We start from the raw sequence: 14,775 nt of genomic DNA on the forward strand, positions 1-14,775 counted from the left end.
GGCGCTCGTGGCATCGCGGCGTTCAAAACAAGTGGGAAGACCCCTTAGCCCTGCTTGGTGACCTGCGTAAAGTCCAGCTCGACCGGGGTTTCGCGGCCAAAGATCGAAACCGAAACCTTCAGCTTCTGGTTTTCGTCGTCCACGCCCTCGACCATGCCGTCGAAATCCTCGAACGGGCCGTCGTTGACCTTGACCTTCTCGCCCACCTCGAAGGTGATCATCAGCTTTGGCGCTTCTTCACCTTCCTGAACACGGTTGAGGATCTGGTTCACCTCAGCGTCGCGCATCGGCATCGGGCGACCTTGCGGGCCCAGAAAGCCGGTGACGCGGTTGATCGAGTTGATCAAGTGGTACCCCTGATCCGACATTTCCATGTGCACCAGAACGTAACCGGGCATGAAGCGACGCTCGGTCGTGACCTTCTTGCCGCGACGTACCTCGATCACCTCTTCTGTGGGGACCAGCACTTCGTCGATGTCGTCTTCAAGGCCCTGTTCGGCCACGGATGTGCGGATCTGCTCTGCGATCTTCTTTTCGAAGTTCGAAAGAACGCTGACCGAGTACCACCGTTTCGCCATGAACCTGTCGTCCTTGTTTGCCTTCGGAGCGTCCATTTGGCCGGACGCGTCCATCATTGAAATTCTATCACGTGACCCGGAATAAAAAGCGGCGCGCAGCCCGAATCGCCGCACGCCCATTCCGAATAGTACCGTGTCAACTACTCTGACATCGCGCGCTGTGCAAGAGGGCAGTGGCGTTTCCGCCCCACCCTGACCGACTTAGCCGAATGCACCCAAGATCAGCTGCAGACCGCCGCGAATGCCAAGATCGACCAGCGCAAAGAACACAGCGGTCAGTGCCGCCATGATGAACACCATGACCGTGGTCAGCAGAACTTCGCGCCGGGTCGGCCAGACGACCTTGGAAACTTCGGCACGGACTTGCTGAATGAACTGGATCGGGTTTGTGGTGGCCATTTGGCTTGGTTCTCTCTGCTAGCGGATAGGCCGGACATAACCGGGCATTGCGGCAATTTCAAGGGCACTCAGGGCTTGGGCTTGTCGTCCCATTCATCGCTGAGGATGCGACGCGCGTCGCCTTCGGGGTCGTCATACTGGTTCGATCGAACCGTGTAGACAAATGCCACCAGGCCAACCCCGCCCAGAAACAGGGAAATCGGTATCAGATAGGCCAAAACTTCCATATCAACTACCTCAGGCGCAGGGCGTTCAGGGACACAGTAATGGACGAGGTCGACATCGCCAAAGCCGCAATCAGCGGAGTAGCAAGCCCGGCCACGGCCAAGGGTACGGCGATGATATTGTAAACCGTCGCGATGCGGAAGTTCTCGCGAATCCGTTTCGTTGCCTTGACCGCCGTGTCACAGGCGTCGGCAATCGGCGACAGGTCATTGCCCAGCAGCACGATATCCGACGCAACCCGCGCCGCATCCAGCGCCGATGCCGGAGAAATCGACACATGCGCCGCAGCAAGCGCGGCCGTATCGTTCAACCCGTCGCCAACCATCAATACATGACGCCCCTTTTCGCTGAGCGCCTGTACATGAGCGGCCTTGTCCTGGGGCAGAGCCTCGGCAATCCAGGTTTCAATGCCCAGCTTGCCGGCCAGCGCTTGAACCGCGCCCTTAGTATCCCCCGAGATCAGGATGACCTCTTTCCCGGCATCGCGAAACGCCTGTACGGCCTCAGCCGCGCCAGGGCGCAATGAGTCAGTGAACAGGAACGCGGCGGGTGCCTGACCCGCAATGGCCAGCCAGGCGGCTGTCTGGCTACCTTCGTCACCGCCGGTCCATCCGGCGCGACCAAGGCGAACGCGCTGGCCGCGATAGGTGCCTTCCGTGCCATAGCCCGGGACTTCGACGACATCTTCAACACGGGCGGGCTTGATACCCGCGTCTTTGGCCGATTTGGCAAGCGACACGGACAAGGGGTGCGAGGACGCCTCGGCCAGCGCCAACGCGACTTCAAGATCGGCGCGGGAATGATCCCCCAGATTGGTCAGTTCCGGCGTGCCGGAGGTCAGCGTTCCGGTCTTGTCGAAGACAACTGTATCAACCTCAGCCAGACGCTCTAGCGCGGTGGCGTGTTTGATCAGCATCCCCTTGCGGAACAACCGCCCCGAGGCCGCCGTTGTCACCGCAGGCACGGCAAGTCCCAGCGCACAGGGACAGGTGATGATCAGGACGGCCGCGGCAATATTTAGCGCCGTACGGACATCGCCGGAATAGATGTACCAACCAACGAAACTGAGCGCGGACAGGATATGGACCCCCGGTGCGTAAAGCTTGGCGGCCTTATCGGCCAGCGACGTGTACCGGGATCGACCCGATTCAGCGATGGCCACCAGATCGGCCATACGATGCAGGGACGTATCTTCGCCCACCGCGGTTGCCCGGATGGTCAGCGGCCCGGTCAGGTTGACCTCGCCCGCGCTGACGTCCAGCCCGGCTTCGGCAAAGATCGGCAGGGTTTCCCCCGTCAGCAAGGAACGGTCAAGTTCCGAGGTGCCGGATACGATCTGCCCATCCACAGGCATGCGTCCACCCGGTCGCACAAGGACCAGATCACCCACAGCGAGGCTTGTAACCGAGACCTCTTGTTCGACGCCGTCCACCAGACGAATTGCCCGAGGGACCTCAAGCGCGGTCAGTTCTTCGGCCGCGGAACGCGCCGCAGCTCGGGTGCGATAGTCCAGATACCGCCCGGCCAGCAGGAAGAAGGTTAGCGTGAGGGCAGCATCGAAATAGGCGTGTTTGCCACTCAGCGCGGTCTCCCACAGTGACGTGACCAGTGCCAGCAGGATGGCCAGCACGATTGGCACGTCCATGTTCAGACGGCGCACACGCAGGGCGCTCCAGGCATTGGCAAAGAAGGGCTGCCCGGAAAATGCAATCGCAGGCAGCGCGATGGCCGCCGAGATCCAGTGGAACATGTCGCGCGTTGCGTCCGTGGCCCCGGACCAGACCGACACAGACAGCAGCATCACGTTCATCGAGGCGAACCCGGCCACCGCAAGCCGCATCAGCAAGTCGCGCCCCGCCTTGTCCGCCTGCGTGGCAGACAGCGCGCCCGGGTCCAGCTCATGCGCTTCATAGCCTGCCCGTTCCAGCACCGGGATCAGATCAGCGGCGCGCGTTTCCGGTGCGGCTTTGATCATGGCGCGTTTAAGAGTCAGATTGACCCGCGCATCCTCGACCCCCGGATGGGCGTTCAGCTCGCGTTCAACATTCGCGATACAGGCCGAGCAGTGAATACCCGGCAGAGACAAGGCAATCTGCACATCCTCAGGAATAGGCCGCGCGGGTTCCGCCGGAGTGGCGATGCAACCCGGACATGCCGCCGTACCTGAGCTGAGCTGAGCCGTCATCCCCTACCCTTTCACGTACAACGGCACACGCTGCGCAAACTCGGCACCGCTGCTGTCCTTGGCCACAAGGCGGATGTTCCAATTCCCTTTGCCCAGCGTCGCTGGCGTGGAATAGGCGTTGCCGTCAAAGGTAAAATCGGGGCTGAAATCGTCTTTCACATGAGTCGCACGGCCCACAACCGCCTGCAGCTCGGCCACCTGAACCGGGGCGCCGGACTGGTCGGTGATGTGCAGGATCAGAAGACCACCCGTGTTTTCGGCCCGGATTTCCCAACCCAGTTCCTGTTGCACTTTCAGGCGCTCGTTGAACTCCTGACTGGCAACATACGAGTTCTTAACCTCGAGCCCCGGAAAGGTTTTAACGGCGCTGTAGGCAAGCACGAGGTTGACGGTGATGATCACCCCAAATGCGGCGACAAAAACCGCCAGGGCATGTTTCCCGGTAAATTGACGCTCTGCCATATCAGTTTCCTCGTCCATTGAACGTCGTGTCCTTATAGGCGCGCTCACCGCTTTGCAGGTCTTCGATCCAGATCCGCACCGGCGTCGTGTCGGCCGCTGCCGGATCGGTGTCTTTGGACGCGATGATATAGACCCGCTCTAGCTGTGCAGTATCGGCGGTCACGTTCACTGTATCAAGCTGGGTGCCCTCAATCACGAGACGCATCGCCGGATCACCGGCCAGAGACAGCTTGAACAGCCGATCCTCACCATGCTTGTTGCGCAGCCGCACGTCATAGGTGTTGCGGATCGTCCCATCCGACAAAGTCACGAAGGTCGGGTTACGCACCGGCGCCACGGTGACCTCGATATCCGAGCGAATGAACAGAGCAAACAGCAGCGCAAAGCCCACCAGCGACCACAGCGCCGTGTACATGATGGTCCGGGGACGCAGGATATGTTTCCAAACGCTCTTGGGTGGCTGACCTTCGCGCTCGCGTGTCTCATCGCTCAGCGCCATATAGTCGATCAGACCGCGCGGCTTGCCGATCTTGGCCATCATGTCGTCGCAGGCGTCGATACACAGGGCGCATGTGATGCATTCCAGCTGCTGGCCGTCGCGAATGTCGATACCGACCGGACAAACGTTCACGCAGGCCATGCAGTCGATGCAGTCCCCCAACTCGGAATCCGCAGTCCGTTTTCCCTTGCCACGCGGCTCACCCCGCCACTCACGATACCCGACGACCAGGGTGTCTTCGTCCATCATCGCGGCCTGAATCCGCGGCCAAGGACAGGCATAGATACAGATCTGTTCGCGGGCAAATCCACCGAACAGGAAGGTCGTACCGGTCAGGATCAGCATGGTCGTGTAAGCGACGGGATGCGCGTTCCCGGTGACCAGATCGCGCGCAAGCGTCGGCGCATCAGCAAAATAGAACACCCAGGCCCCGCCGGTCGCCAGGCCGATCAGCAGCCAAGCGGTCCACTTGGTCAGACGCAGACGCGCCTTTCGAAAATCCATCTTCTCCTGCCGATGCAAGCGCAAGCGTGCGTTGCGATCCCCTTCGATCCAACGCTCGACAAGGATAAACAAATCGGTCCAAACCGTCTGCGGACAGGCATAGCCGCACCACACGCGACCCAGCGCCGAGGTGAACAGGAACAAGCCAAGCCCGGCCATGATCAGAAGGCCGGCAACGAAATAGAACTCGTGCGGCCAGATTTCGATCCAGAAGAAATAGAAACGGCGGTTTGCCAGATCCAAAAGCACCGCCTGATCGGGAAGGCTGGGGCCCCTGTCCCACCTGATCCAGGGAGTGATGTAGTAGATACCCAGTGTGACCGCGAGGATGATCCATTTCAGGTTTCTGAACGGCCCGGAAACGCGCCTTGGAAAAATGGGTTCTCTTGCAGCGTACAGGCTAGGTGCGGGGTCGGAATCGCTCACGGGCTGGCTCCAGATGTGGCTTTGTCACGGCGTCTTTTTCCAGATCACAAAGGTAGTCACTTTGACATGGGTCAAAAGCGCATCGTGCAGACACCTTTTGTCACAGCTTACCAGTTCGCCCCCCTTCTTACCCAACAGTTTTTTGGGACGCTTGCGCCTGACAAAAGAGAGAAAAACAAGGTAAATCGGAGGTTTTTTGTCTCAACGGGCCGAAAAGAGAACTGACCCGATCACATTGTTGTCCGACAAAATGCCGCGCCACGAAACGCATGGGCAACGCAACAGGACAATGGCCCACCGCTAGACCGACAAAAGTACGAATTGTAGGATGAGGATTAAGCACCGGCTGTTCAGGAAACGCGCGAACAGATGGAACAGCCGGTGCCTCAACCTTCGGGCGGTTAACCGTCCGAAGGTATTCTTATGACCTTACTGACCGCCACCCAACTGGTGGACATAGGCAGTAACCGCGCGGATCTGCGCATCGGTCAGGCGGTTTTCCCACGGGGGCATCACGCCAAAGCGGCTATAGGTGACCGTCTCGGTCAGCGCCTCTTGGCTGCCACCATAAAGCCAGATCGCATCCGTCAGGTTCGGTGCACCCTGGGTGACATCGCCTTTACCGTCTTCGCCATGACAGACTGCGCAGTTATCTTCGAAGACAACCTTGCCCGCCTGTGCCGCCGCGTCATCGGTCTGCGCATTGGTCAAGGACATCACGTACTGGACCACTTGGGTGATCTCATCCTTTTCTAGGATCTCACCAAAGGCCGGCATCTCGGAATAGCGCGCATCGTCGCTTTCTTCGTTCCGAATACCATGGGCGATAGTGTACTCGATATCCTCAAGCGTACCGCCCCACAGCCATGCGTCGTCAAGCAGGTTCGGGAACCCTGCCGCGCCTTGCGCACCCGAGCCGTGGCACTGGGCGCACCAGGTACGGAAGACCGCACTACCCGCATTTACAGCGTATTGCTGCAATTCTGGGTCCTTCGAGATGTCCTCAAGCGGGGTTTCAACCAGCTTGGCATTCCAAGGGGCATTTGCCTCTTCAAACTCGACCAGTTCTTCTTGGACCAAGGCGCGGGACGACCAGCCCAGAACACCGGCTGTTGCCGACTGTACCAGAGGCCAGGCTGGGTACATGATCGTGTAGATCACACCCCAGAAGATCGTGGCGTAGAAGGTCCACAGCCACCAACGAGGCATCGGGTTATCGAATTCCTCGATCCCGTCCCAGGTGTGTCCGGTTGTTTTTGGATCGCCCGGCAGTTTTTCAGATGGTTTGCTCATTTCCTCGCCTCCTCGGGTTCGGCGGGTTTGTCTTCGTGCCGGAACGGAATGTTGGCGGTGTCTTTGTACTCCTTGCTGGCACCCGGGCGGAAAACCCAGATCACGATGCCAATGAAGAAGACAAACAGCAGCAACAGCATCCAGCTATCCGCGAATTGCCTTAGGATTGTGTATTCTTCCATCACACCCTCCTGTTAGCGGCTCGGATCCGGGGTGAAGGTCGAGAAATCAACCAAAGTACCCAGCATCTGCAGATAGGCGATCAGCGCGTCCGCTTCGGTCAGCTCTGGCTGGCCGTCAAAGTTACGGATGTTGACCTTATCGCCATACCGTTCGAGCAACCCGTCAAAGTCGCTGTCCGGATCTGCCTGCGCACGGAAGTCCGCGACGGCGTTTTCCAGCATCTCTTCGGTATACGGGGTTCCGACCACAGCGTTTGCCGCCATGATGTCACCAATGTAACGACCGTCGATCTTGCGCTGTTCCAGGAAGCCGTACTTGGGCATCACCGATTCCGGCACGACTGACTGTGCATCACGCAGGTGGCGCACATGCCAATCATCCGAGTAACGGCCACCAACGCGCGCCAGATCAGGCCCGGTCCGCTTGGAGCCCCACTGGAACGGGTGGTCATACATCGACTCAGCTGCCAGCGAGTAGTGGCCATAGCGTTCGACCTCGTCCCGCATTGGGCGGATCATCTGGCTGTGGCAGACATAGCAGCCTTCGCGGATGTAGATTTCACGACCCGCCATTTCGAGAGGGGTGTAAGGGCGCATGCCCTCCACCTTCTCGATGGTGTTCTCAAGGTAGAACAGCGGGGTGATCTGAACGATGCCACCGATGGTCACGACCAGGAAGCTGAAGATCAGCAGGAGGGTCGCGTTGGTCTCGAGGATCTTATGTTTGTCGAGAATTGCCATTGCTCCGGCCCTCCTTATTCAGCCGGGACCGCGACGGACAGGCTGGCTTCTTTGGCCGGCGCTTTCCGCACAGTCATCCACAGGTTGTAGCACATGATCACGCCACCTGCGACGTAGAGAACACCGCCCAGCGCACGCACCACATACATCGGGAACTTGGCCGCCACGGTGTCGGCGAACGAGTTCACCAGGAAGCCGTTGGCGTCCACTTCACGCCACATCAGGCCTTCCATGATACCGGTGACCCACATCGATGCCGCGTAGAGCACGATGCCGATGGTTGCGAGCCAGAAGTGCCAGCTGACCATCTGGAGCGAATACAGGCGATCGCGTTTCCACAGGACCGGCACCAGGAAGTACAGCGCACCAAAGGTGATCATGCCGTTCCAGCCCAGCGCGCCCGAGTGCACGTGACCAATGGTCCAGTCGGTATAGTGAGACAGGCTGTTCACAGCGCGGATCGACATCATCGGACCCTCGAACGTGGACATGCCGTAGAAGCCGACCGAGATCACCATCATACGGATCACCGGATCGGTGCGCAGCTTGTCCCATGCGCCCGACAGGGTCATCAGACCGTTGATCATACCACCCCAAGACGGCATCCAAAGGATGATCGAGAACACCATGCCCAGCGTCGAAGCCCAGTCAGGCAGCGCGGTATAGTGCAGGTGGTGCGGACCGGCCCAGATGTACAGGAAGATCAGCGCCCAGAAGTGGATGATCGACAGCTTGTACGAGAATACGGGACGTTCGGCCTGTTTCGGGATGAAGTAGTACATCATGCCCAGGAAGCCCGCGGTCAGGAAAAAGCCAACAGCGTTGTGGCCGTACCACCACTGGATCATGGCGTCTTGTACGCCGGACCAGACGATGACCGATTTAGAGCCCCAGATGCTGACCGGGATGGTCATGTTGTTGACCAGGTGCAGCATCGCGACAGTCACGATGAACGCCAGGTAGAACCAGTTCGCCACGTAGATATGCGGCTCTTTCCGCTTGACGATCGTGCCCAGGAAAACGGCCAGGTAAGCGACCCAAACAACGGTCAGCCACAGGTCAACATACCACTCTGGCTCTGCATATTCCTTGGACTGCGTTCCGCCCAGAACATAGCCGGTTGCGGCCAGAACGATGAATAGCTGATAGCCCCAGAATACGAACCACGCCAGGTTACCGCCCCAAAGCCGCGCGGCGCTGGTGCGCTGAACCACGTAGAATGATGTCGCGATCAACGCGTTGCCGCCAAACGCAAAAATCACCGCCGAGGTATGCAGCGGGCGCAGACGGCCGAAGTTCAGGTACCCTTGCGCCCATTCGAAGTTCAGCACCGGAAAGGCGAGCTGGAACGCGATGAACGTCCCTGCGATGAACCCGATGACGCCCCAGAAGGCCGTCGCGATCACGCCATAGCGGATCACGTCATCCATGTATTCGGCCGAGCGGTCAACGAGGATATCTGGCTCATCCGTGTTTCTCAGCGTCCAGATGAACAAACCACCGGCGATCAGCATCACCAGAATTGCATGCACCTGATACGCCAAATCGCGTGCATAGTTGGTTCCGATCGCCGCGAATATCGCGATCAGACCAAGCACGATCAGCTTGATGTAATTTGACATATTGCGTCCCTTTGCCATGCCCCGCGCGATTCTTGTTTAGTCGCGGAACCTATTTGACTGGCCGCTGTTGTGTCCCACGGCGGCCAGACTTGCTTTGATCTGTGTCAAGACAATACGCCGAAATCTGTGACAATCCTAAGCCTTAAGGATGAGCTGCGTCGTCGCAGGTGACTCAGTCCCCCAGGCAAGAGGTCAAGATGGCTTACAAATCTCTTCTCACAGTCGTAACGGACGCGGAACAATCAAAACCGGCTTTGGCTCAAATGGTCGCACTGGCGGATGGACAAGACGCACATGCCGACGCGCTGTGTCTTGGCGTGGATCGCAGTCAGGCTGGGTATTACTACGCGGGCGCGAACGCACTGGTACTGCAAGAGACTCTGAGCCGGGCCAATGCCGAAGCCGACGAGCTGTTGGTTCATACCAAAGATTACCTGGGTAAATCCGGAATTCGCTGGTCTGCGGAAAGCGGTGTCGCGCAAATCGCCGATATCGGCCGTCACGTTGCCCATCGCGCCCGGTTCTCCGATCTGGTTGTCCTTCCGCAACCTTACGGCAAAGATCGGGGGGCGGAGTCTGAACCGATTGTCGAAGCGGCCATGTTCGAAGGTCACGCACCTGTTCTGGTCACACCCGAAAACGCGACGCCTTTCCAACGTCCCGGCACGATTTTGATCGGCTGGAATGAAAGCGTCGAGGCCATGCGCGCCATTCGTCGCGCGCTGCCGTTCCTGGTACAGGCTGATGTGGTTCGGATCGTTGTCATCGACCCGCCGCGCCACGGCCCGGATCGATCAGACCCGGGCGGGCTGTTGTCTCAGATGTTGGCCCGCCATGGGGCCAAGTGTGAAATTGACGTGCTAAGCAAAACTATGACGCGCGTCTCGGACATTCTGAGCCGACACGCCGCAGACAGCGAAGCGGATATGATTGTCATGGGTGCCTACGGCCATTCGCGGTTCCGCGAGGCGATCCTGGGCGGCGCCACCCGCAACATGCTGGAACAGGCCTCGGTCCCGGTTTTTATGGCACACTGAAAAAAGCTCAGGACCACCCGTTCTGGTGGGTGGTTCAAGCGCGTTTGATCAATCCGATCACGAACAACAGGATGACCGCACCAATCGTCGCAAAAAAGATCGACGAAAAAACACCGCCGCCGACAGAAAAGCCCAACGCCGGAAAGATCATGCCCGCAAGGAATGCGCCAATGATCCCAACGATCACGTTACCGATCAGACCAAAGCCCCGGCCCTCCATGATCTTGCCCGAAAGCCAACCGGCGATGCAGCCGATGATAAGCATTGCCAATAAGCTACTGAATTCCATGTCACGCTCCTGACTGGTTCATTCACCAAGCCAGTAAACCACGGAAAACTCTCAGAGAACAGGATTAAACCAGGAACCCGCCATCCGAATCGTCGCCGGCCTCTTCCATAAGGCGACGCATATCCGGGATCGTCACGTGGCGTTTGCCCTCTAACTGAATGATCCCGTCTTTCTTGAGTGCCGAGATTTGGCGGCTGACGGTTTCAAGGGTCAGGCCCAGATAGTCTGCCATCGCCTCACGCGTCAGCGGAAGGTCGAACACGATGGGCGCAGGCTTGTCCTTTGGCGTGATCGAAGCATCGCGGCGGGCAATGATAGACAGCAGGCTGGCAATCTTCTCACGCGCGGTCTTGCGCCCCAGCACCAGCATCCATTCGCGGGCGGCATCCAACTCGTCCAGCGTCATCTGCAGAAGTCGGTGGGCGATGTGCGGGGTGGTGTTCATCAGGTCTTCGAACGGTTTCTTGCGAAAGCAGCACATGACCAGATCGGTCGTGGCCTGCACATCGTAAGGCGCAGCCTCGCGCCCCGGTCGCCCGACAAAGTCGCTGGGCAGCAGAAGGCCAACCATTTGTGTACGCCCGTCTTCCATCGTTTGCGTCAACGAAGCAATCCCGGACACGACAGAACCCACAAAATTCATCTGATCACCGGACCAGATAATCGTCTGCCCTGCCTCGAAGGTGCGGTAATACTTGATGTCTTCAAGCTCTTCCAACTCATCGGCATCACAATGCGCACAAACGGCGCGGTGCCGGATTGGACAGTCCGAACAGTTGGTGTGGTCAAATTGAGCTTTTAGCATCGTGCGCGGTTCCACTTGATCTCGGTCAAGGTTTCTGTGTCGACGGTGCCTTAACGGTATCGCTATGATAGTGAAACCGCAATTGGCAAAGCTTGGACTATTTGACGCGAAAGTCCCGCGTTACACAAGCTACCCCACAGCCCCGCATTTCAGCAATGATGTGGGGCCAAGTCTTTTTGGTGACTGGATTTCCGGAATCAAACCCGGCAGCTCCGTGTCGCTTTACGTCCATGTTCCGTTCTGCCGCAGACTATGCTGGTTTTGCGCCTGCCGCACCCAAGGGACTCAGACCGACAGCCCTGTGGTTGCCTATGTGGACGTCCTGAAGGCAGAGCTGGATTTGCTGGCCGCCCGCTTGCCCGAAGGCGTGACACTGTCGCGCTTGCATTGGGGCGGCGGCACGCCCACCTTGCTGAACCCGGACCTGATGCGGGATTTGGCGTCGCGCATCCTCGAGATCGTGCCCCTTGGACCGGATGCCGAGTTTTCGGTGGAAATCGACCCCAATGAAATCGACGAAGCCCGTCTGGACGCACTGGCCGAAGCGGGCATGAACCGCGCCTCGATCGGTGTGCAGGATTTTGACGACGACATTCAAAAAACCATCGGTCGCATCCAAAGCTATGACACCACGCGTGAAGCGGTGGACATGATCCGTGCGCGCGGCATCACTAGCCTGAATGCCGATATCCTGTATGGGTTGCCGCATCAGACCAAAGCGAAGATGACCGAAAGCGTGCAAAAGCTGTTATCGCTCAGCCCTGATCGGGTGGCGCTATACGGTTACGCTCATGTACCGTGGATGGCCAAACGGCAGCAATTGATTCCAACGGACGCCCTGCCCACACCTGAAAACCGCCTGGACCTTTTTGATACAGCGCGGCGTCTTTTCCTATGGGACAACTACGCCGAGATCGGGATCGACCACTTTGCGACACAGGATGACGGGCTAACGCATGCGCTGAACGCAGGCCGGTTGAAACGTAATTTCCAAGGCTACACCGACGATCAGGCCGAGGTTTTGATCGGAGTCGGCGCAAGCTCGATCTCGAAGTTCCCGCAAGGCTATGCTCAGAACGCCCCCGCAACCTCGGCGCATACAAAAGCCATCCGCGATGGCCAGTTCTCGATCTCTCGCGGGCATCTGTTCAAGGGTCAGGACATCCTGCGCGCCCGCCTGATCGAAGCTTTGATGTGCGACTTCCGCATCAACTCGGCCGAAATCCTGCGCGACCACGCCATTTCCGAGGCCGACCTGCGCGATATGTATGAGGCTGCGAACTCTGAATTTGACGGGTTGCTCAGCATCACCGACGACGGGTTGTTCATTCCGCCCGAAGCCCGCCCGCTGACCCGGATGATCGCGCGTAGCTTTGACGCCTATGACCTCAGCAAGGCAGGTCACAGTTCGGCGATCTGATCCCATAGCTGGGACAAGACTTGACGCGAAGGGTGTGTTTTCCCCACACTCAGGGGGCGGGTGAACATCCGCCCCGCGCCCGAGGCAGGCAAAATACCAGACAGCATGTGCCGAGGCATTCGCGCTCGACCGCCCTTTTCGTGCAGCCGTTCTGCAACTTGAAAGAGGGACAGCATCCATGCGCGTTTTTTCCGTCCTCGGCCCCAGCCAATCGGGCAAAACTACTCTGGTCGAGGCCATAAGCCGCCTCGATGGCCGGCCAACCACATTCGACGTATCCGGGACCGTGCATTTGCACGGTTTTTCTTATTTGGGCGAACCCTGGTGCGCCATTGACGTGAACGGTGGCAGCGACACCCTGGCCTATGTGGGGCCTGCAATGGCGATCTCGGACGCGGCTGTTGTCGTCGTGCCGCCGGACCCCGATGCCGCCGTGTTGTGCGCCCCGTATTTGCGCTTGGTGGAAGAGGCGGGCATTCCCTGCTTCCTGTTCATTAACCGCATGGACAGCCCCAATGGCCGCATCCGCGACATCATCGCAGCCCTGCAGACCTATTGCACCCATCACATCGCTTTGCGGCAGGTGCCGATCCGGGATGGGGACACCATCATTGGCGCAGTTGACCTGATTTCTGAACGCGCCTGGAAGTATCAGGAAGGACAACCCTCGGCCCTGATCGAACTGCCACAATCTGTGGAAGACCGTGAACAGGAAGCCCGGACAGAATTGCTGGAAACGCTTTCTGATTTCGATGATCACCTACTGGAACAGTTGATCGAAGACAAACAACCGCCGAGCGAGGAAATCTACGATCTGGCCGCGCAGGTTCTGCAGAACCATCAGTTGATACCGGCCTGCTTGGGCTCGGCCAGCCACGGAAACGGTCTGACCCGGTTGATGAAAGCGCTGCGGCACGAGGCACCCGAGTTCGATATCGCCGCAGGGCGGGACGAAGCCGAGGAAAACGCGCGCGCTATAGCCGGGTTCGCGGATGTCAAAAAACATATCGGCAAGATCATTGTCCTGCGCGGGCTGGGCAAGGGCGTCAAGGCGCATGAAGCTCTGGGCGGCGACACGGTTGGTAACCTGACGACATTGGACGCCAAGACTCAAATCGCTGAACTAGAGGCGGGCCAGATCGGGCTGGCTGTAAAGTCAGACCACCTTAATCCGGGCAACCTGTATGACAGCACCGGGGCCACGCCGTTACCGGAATGGGCCGACTCTCATCCAGCGGCTCACCGGCAGGTCGTATCCCCTACGCATGAGCGCGATGATGTGCGCCTTTCCAATGCGCTGACCCGGCTGACCGAGATCGATCCCGGACTGCATCTCGAACAAGATGAGCTCAGCGGTCACGCGGTCTTGGGATCACAAGGTCCTCAGCATATGCGTCGCATCAGCGCCAAGCTGGCCGAGGATTTCGGGATCGAGATCGATACTGAACAGGTCGAAACCGCCTATCGCGAAACCATTCGCGCGCCTGTCGAACACCGCCATCGCCACCGCAAACAATCTGGTGGCGCAGGGCAATTTGCCGACGTCGTCATCTCGATCGCGCCTACTCCACGTGGCGCAGGGTTTGAATTCGAAGAGGTCGTCAAGGGCGGTGCCGTTCCCCGAAACTATATCCCTTCGGTCGAACACGGTGCCAAAGATGCGTTAGCGCAGGGCCCCGAGGGCTTTCCTGTTGTTGATGTCAAAGTCACCCTGAGCGATGGCAAGCATCACAACGTCGACAGCTCGGACTATGCGTTCCGTACCGCAGGCAAGAACGCGGTGCGCGAGGCACTGCCACAGGCGAAACCGGTGGTGCTGCAACCCATCCTGAACGCCGAGATTCACCTGCCATCCGATTTCGTTGGCGATCTGGTGCCCACGATCAGCTCTCTGCAGGGTCAGGTCTTGGGTTTTGAGGGCAACCCAAATGCTTCGGGCTGGGAAATCTTCAACGCCCAGCTGCCCGCCGTCGCCGAAGACGAGCTGCACCGCACACTCGCCAGTGCTACACGCGGCACCGGCTGGGTCAGACTAAGCTTCGATCACTACGAAGAGTTGCGCGGACCGGTGCCAAAATCCGCCGCTCGGGAAAAGGCAACCGCCTGAG

15 protein-coding genes are annotated in these 14,775 nt (G+C 58.9%); 3 read left to right on the forward strand and 12 right to left on the reverse strand.

Going from position 1 to position 14,775, the window contains the following annotated elements; all coding sequences use genetic code 11:
• Positions 1-44 precede the first annotated feature (44 nt).
• From nusG to ccoN, 10 genes are all read right to left on the reverse strand, one after another.
• Positions 45-578: a transcription termination/antitermination protein NusG gene (nusG, locus tag ACR0MV_RS17245; RefSeq protein ID WP_170427716.1), complete on the reverse strand. Its 534-nt coding sequence runs from the start codon at positions 576-578 to the stop codon at positions 45-47.
• Positions 579-779: 201 nt separating this feature from the next.
• Entirely contained in the window at positions 780-977 is a 198-nt protein-coding gene (secE, locus tag ACR0MV_RS17250) for a preprotein translocase subunit SecE (RefSeq protein ID WP_170427365.1), read from the reverse strand.
• 68 nt (positions 978-1,045) lie between these two features.
• A complete protein-coding gene (gene ccoS / locus ACR0MV_RS17255) occupies positions 1,046-1,204 on the reverse strand; it encodes a cbb3-type cytochrome oxidase assembly protein CcoS (RefSeq protein WP_170355309.1) in 159 nt (52 codons plus the stop codon).
• A 5-nt stretch (positions 1,205-1,209) separates the two neighbouring features.
• Positions 1,210-3,387: a heavy metal translocating P-type ATPase gene (locus ACR0MV_RS17260; RefSeq protein ID WP_480703014.1), complete on the reverse strand. Its 2,178-nt coding sequence runs from the start codon at positions 3,385-3,387 to the stop codon at positions 1,210-1,212.
• A 3-nt stretch (positions 3,388-3,390) separates the two neighbouring features.
• Complete coding sequence (locus ACR0MV_RS17265; RefSeq protein WP_170468073.1) at positions 3,391-3,849, reverse strand: FixH family protein; 459 nt, start codon at positions 3,847-3,849, stop codon at positions 3,391-3,393.
• A gap of 1 nt (position 3,850) precedes the next feature.
• Positions 3,851-5,278, reverse strand: a complete 1,428-nt coding sequence (gene ccoG / locus ACR0MV_RS17270) for a cytochrome c oxidase accessory protein CcoG (protein ID WP_170427368.1) — start codon at positions 5,276-5,278, stop codon at positions 3,851-3,853.
• Between the two features lie 429 nt (positions 5,279-5,707).
• Entirely contained in the window at positions 5,708-6,571 is an 864-nt protein-coding gene (ccoP, locus tag ACR0MV_RS17275) for a cytochrome-c oxidase, cbb3-type subunit III (RefSeq protein ID WP_170427369.1), read from the reverse strand.
• On the reverse strand, positions 6,568-6,753 hold the full coding sequence (locus tag ACR0MV_RS17280; RefSeq protein WP_475201298.1) for a cbb3-type cytochrome oxidase subunit 3: 186 nt from the start codon (positions 6,751-6,753) through the stop codon (positions 6,568-6,570). Before ACR0MV_RS17280 ends, ccoP begins: the two co-directional genes overlap by 4 nt.
• A gap of 12 nt (positions 6,754-6,765) precedes the next feature.
• Positions 6,766-7,494 (reverse strand): cytochrome-c oxidase, cbb3-type subunit II, encoded by a 729-nt coding sequence (gene ccoO, locus ACR0MV_RS17285; protein WP_170468067.1) that lies wholly within the window; start codon positions 7,492-7,494, stop codon positions 6,766-6,768.
• A gap of 14 nt (positions 7,495-7,508) precedes the next feature.
• The gene (gene ccoN / locus ACR0MV_RS17290) at positions 7,509-9,116 is read right to left on the reverse strand and encodes a cytochrome-c oxidase, cbb3-type subunit I (RefSeq protein ID WP_170427372.1); all 1,608 of its coding nucleotides are present in this window, start codon (positions 9,114-9,116) and stop codon (positions 7,509-7,511) included.
• A 197-nt stretch (positions 9,117-9,313) separates the two neighbouring features.
• Between ccoN and ACR0MV_RS17295 the strand changes: the two genes are divergently transcribed.
• Positions 9,314-10,153 (forward strand): universal stress protein, encoded by an 840-nt coding sequence (locus tag ACR0MV_RS17295; RefSeq protein ID WP_480703016.1) that lies wholly within the window; start codon positions 9,314-9,316, stop codon positions 10,151-10,153.
• A 34-nt stretch (positions 10,154-10,187) separates the two neighbouring features.
• Here ACR0MV_RS17295 and ACR0MV_RS17300 read toward each other — a convergent pair whose 3' ends face one another.
• Entirely contained in the window at positions 10,188-10,442 is a 255-nt protein-coding gene (locus tag ACR0MV_RS17300) for a GlsB/YeaQ/YmgE family stress response membrane protein (RefSeq protein WP_170427374.1), read from the reverse strand.
• A 64-nt stretch (positions 10,443-10,506) separates the two neighbouring features.
• Entirely contained in the window at positions 10,507-11,247 is a 741-nt protein-coding gene (gene fnrL / locus ACR0MV_RS17305) for a transcriptional regulator FnrL (RefSeq protein WP_170427375.1), read from the reverse strand.
• Positions 11,248-11,311: 64 nt separating this feature from the next.
• Here fnrL and hemN point away from each other — a divergent pair, with 64 nt between their 5' ends.
• Entirely contained in the window at positions 11,312-12,667 is a 1,356-nt protein-coding gene (gene hemN / locus ACR0MV_RS17310; RefSeq protein ID WP_480703017.1) for an oxygen-independent coproporphyrinogen III oxidase, read from the forward strand.
• Between the two features lie 178 nt (positions 12,668-12,845).
• Positions 12,846-14,774, forward strand: a complete 1,929-nt coding sequence (locus ACR0MV_RS17315) for an elongation factor G (RefSeq protein ID WP_480703019.1) — start codon at positions 12,846-12,848, stop codon at positions 14,772-14,774.
• The last annotated feature ends 1 nt before the right edge of the window (position 14,775 follow it).

The sequence above is a fragment of the Ruegeria sp. BC3 genome (assembly GCF_056539265.1).

Coding starts and splice junctions, on each gene's coding strand:
- nusG (WP_170427716.1), bottom strand. CDS start 578: ATGGCGAAACGGTGGTACTCGGTCAGCGTTCTTTCGAACTTCGAAAAG.
- secE (WP_170427365.1), bottom strand. CDS start 977: ATGGCCACCACAAACCCGATCCAGTTCATTCAGCAAGTCCGTGCCGAA.
- ccoS (WP_170355309.1), bottom strand. CDS start 1,204: ATGGAAGTTTTGGCCTATCTGATACCGATTTCCCTGTTTCTGGGCGGG.
- ACR0MV_RS17260 (WP_480703014.1), bottom strand. CDS start 3,387: ATGACGGCTCAGCTCAGCTCAGGTACGGCGGCATGTCCGGGTTGCATC.
- ACR0MV_RS17265 (WP_170468073.1), bottom strand. CDS start 3,849: ATGGCAGAGCGTCAATTTACCGGGAAACATGCCCTGGCGGTTTTTGTC.
- ccoP (WP_170427369.1), bottom strand. CDS start 6,571: ATGAGCAAACCATCTGAAAAACTGCCGGGCGATCCAAAAACAACCGGA.
- ACR0MV_RS17280 (WP_475201298.1), bottom strand. CDS start 6,753: ATGGAAGAATACACAATCCTAAGGCAATTCGCGGATAGCTGGATGCTG.
- ccoO (WP_170468067.1), bottom strand. CDS start 7,494: ATGGCAATTCTCGACAAACATAAGATCCTCGAGACCAACGCGACCCTC.
- ccoN (WP_170427372.1), bottom strand. CDS start 9,116: ATGTCAAATTACATCAAGCTGATCGTGCTTGGTCTGATCGCGATATTC.
- ACR0MV_RS17295 (WP_480703016.1), top strand. CDS start 9,314: ATGGCTTACAAATCTCTTCTCACAGTCGTAACGGACGCGGAACAATCA.
- ACR0MV_RS17300 (WP_170427374.1), bottom strand. CDS start 10,442: ATGGAATTCAGTAGCTTATTGGCAATGCTTATCATCGGCTGCATCGCC.
- fnrL (WP_170427375.1), bottom strand. CDS start 11,247: ATGCTAAAAGCTCAATTTGACCACACCAACTGTTCGGACTGTCCAATC.
- hemN (WP_480703017.1), top strand. CDS start 11,312: ATGATAGTGAAACCGCAATTGGCAAAGCTTGGACTATTTGACGCGAAA.
- ACR0MV_RS17315 (WP_480703019.1), top strand. CDS start 12,846: ATGCGCGTTTTTTCCGTCCTCGGCCCCAGCCAATCGGGCAAAACTACT.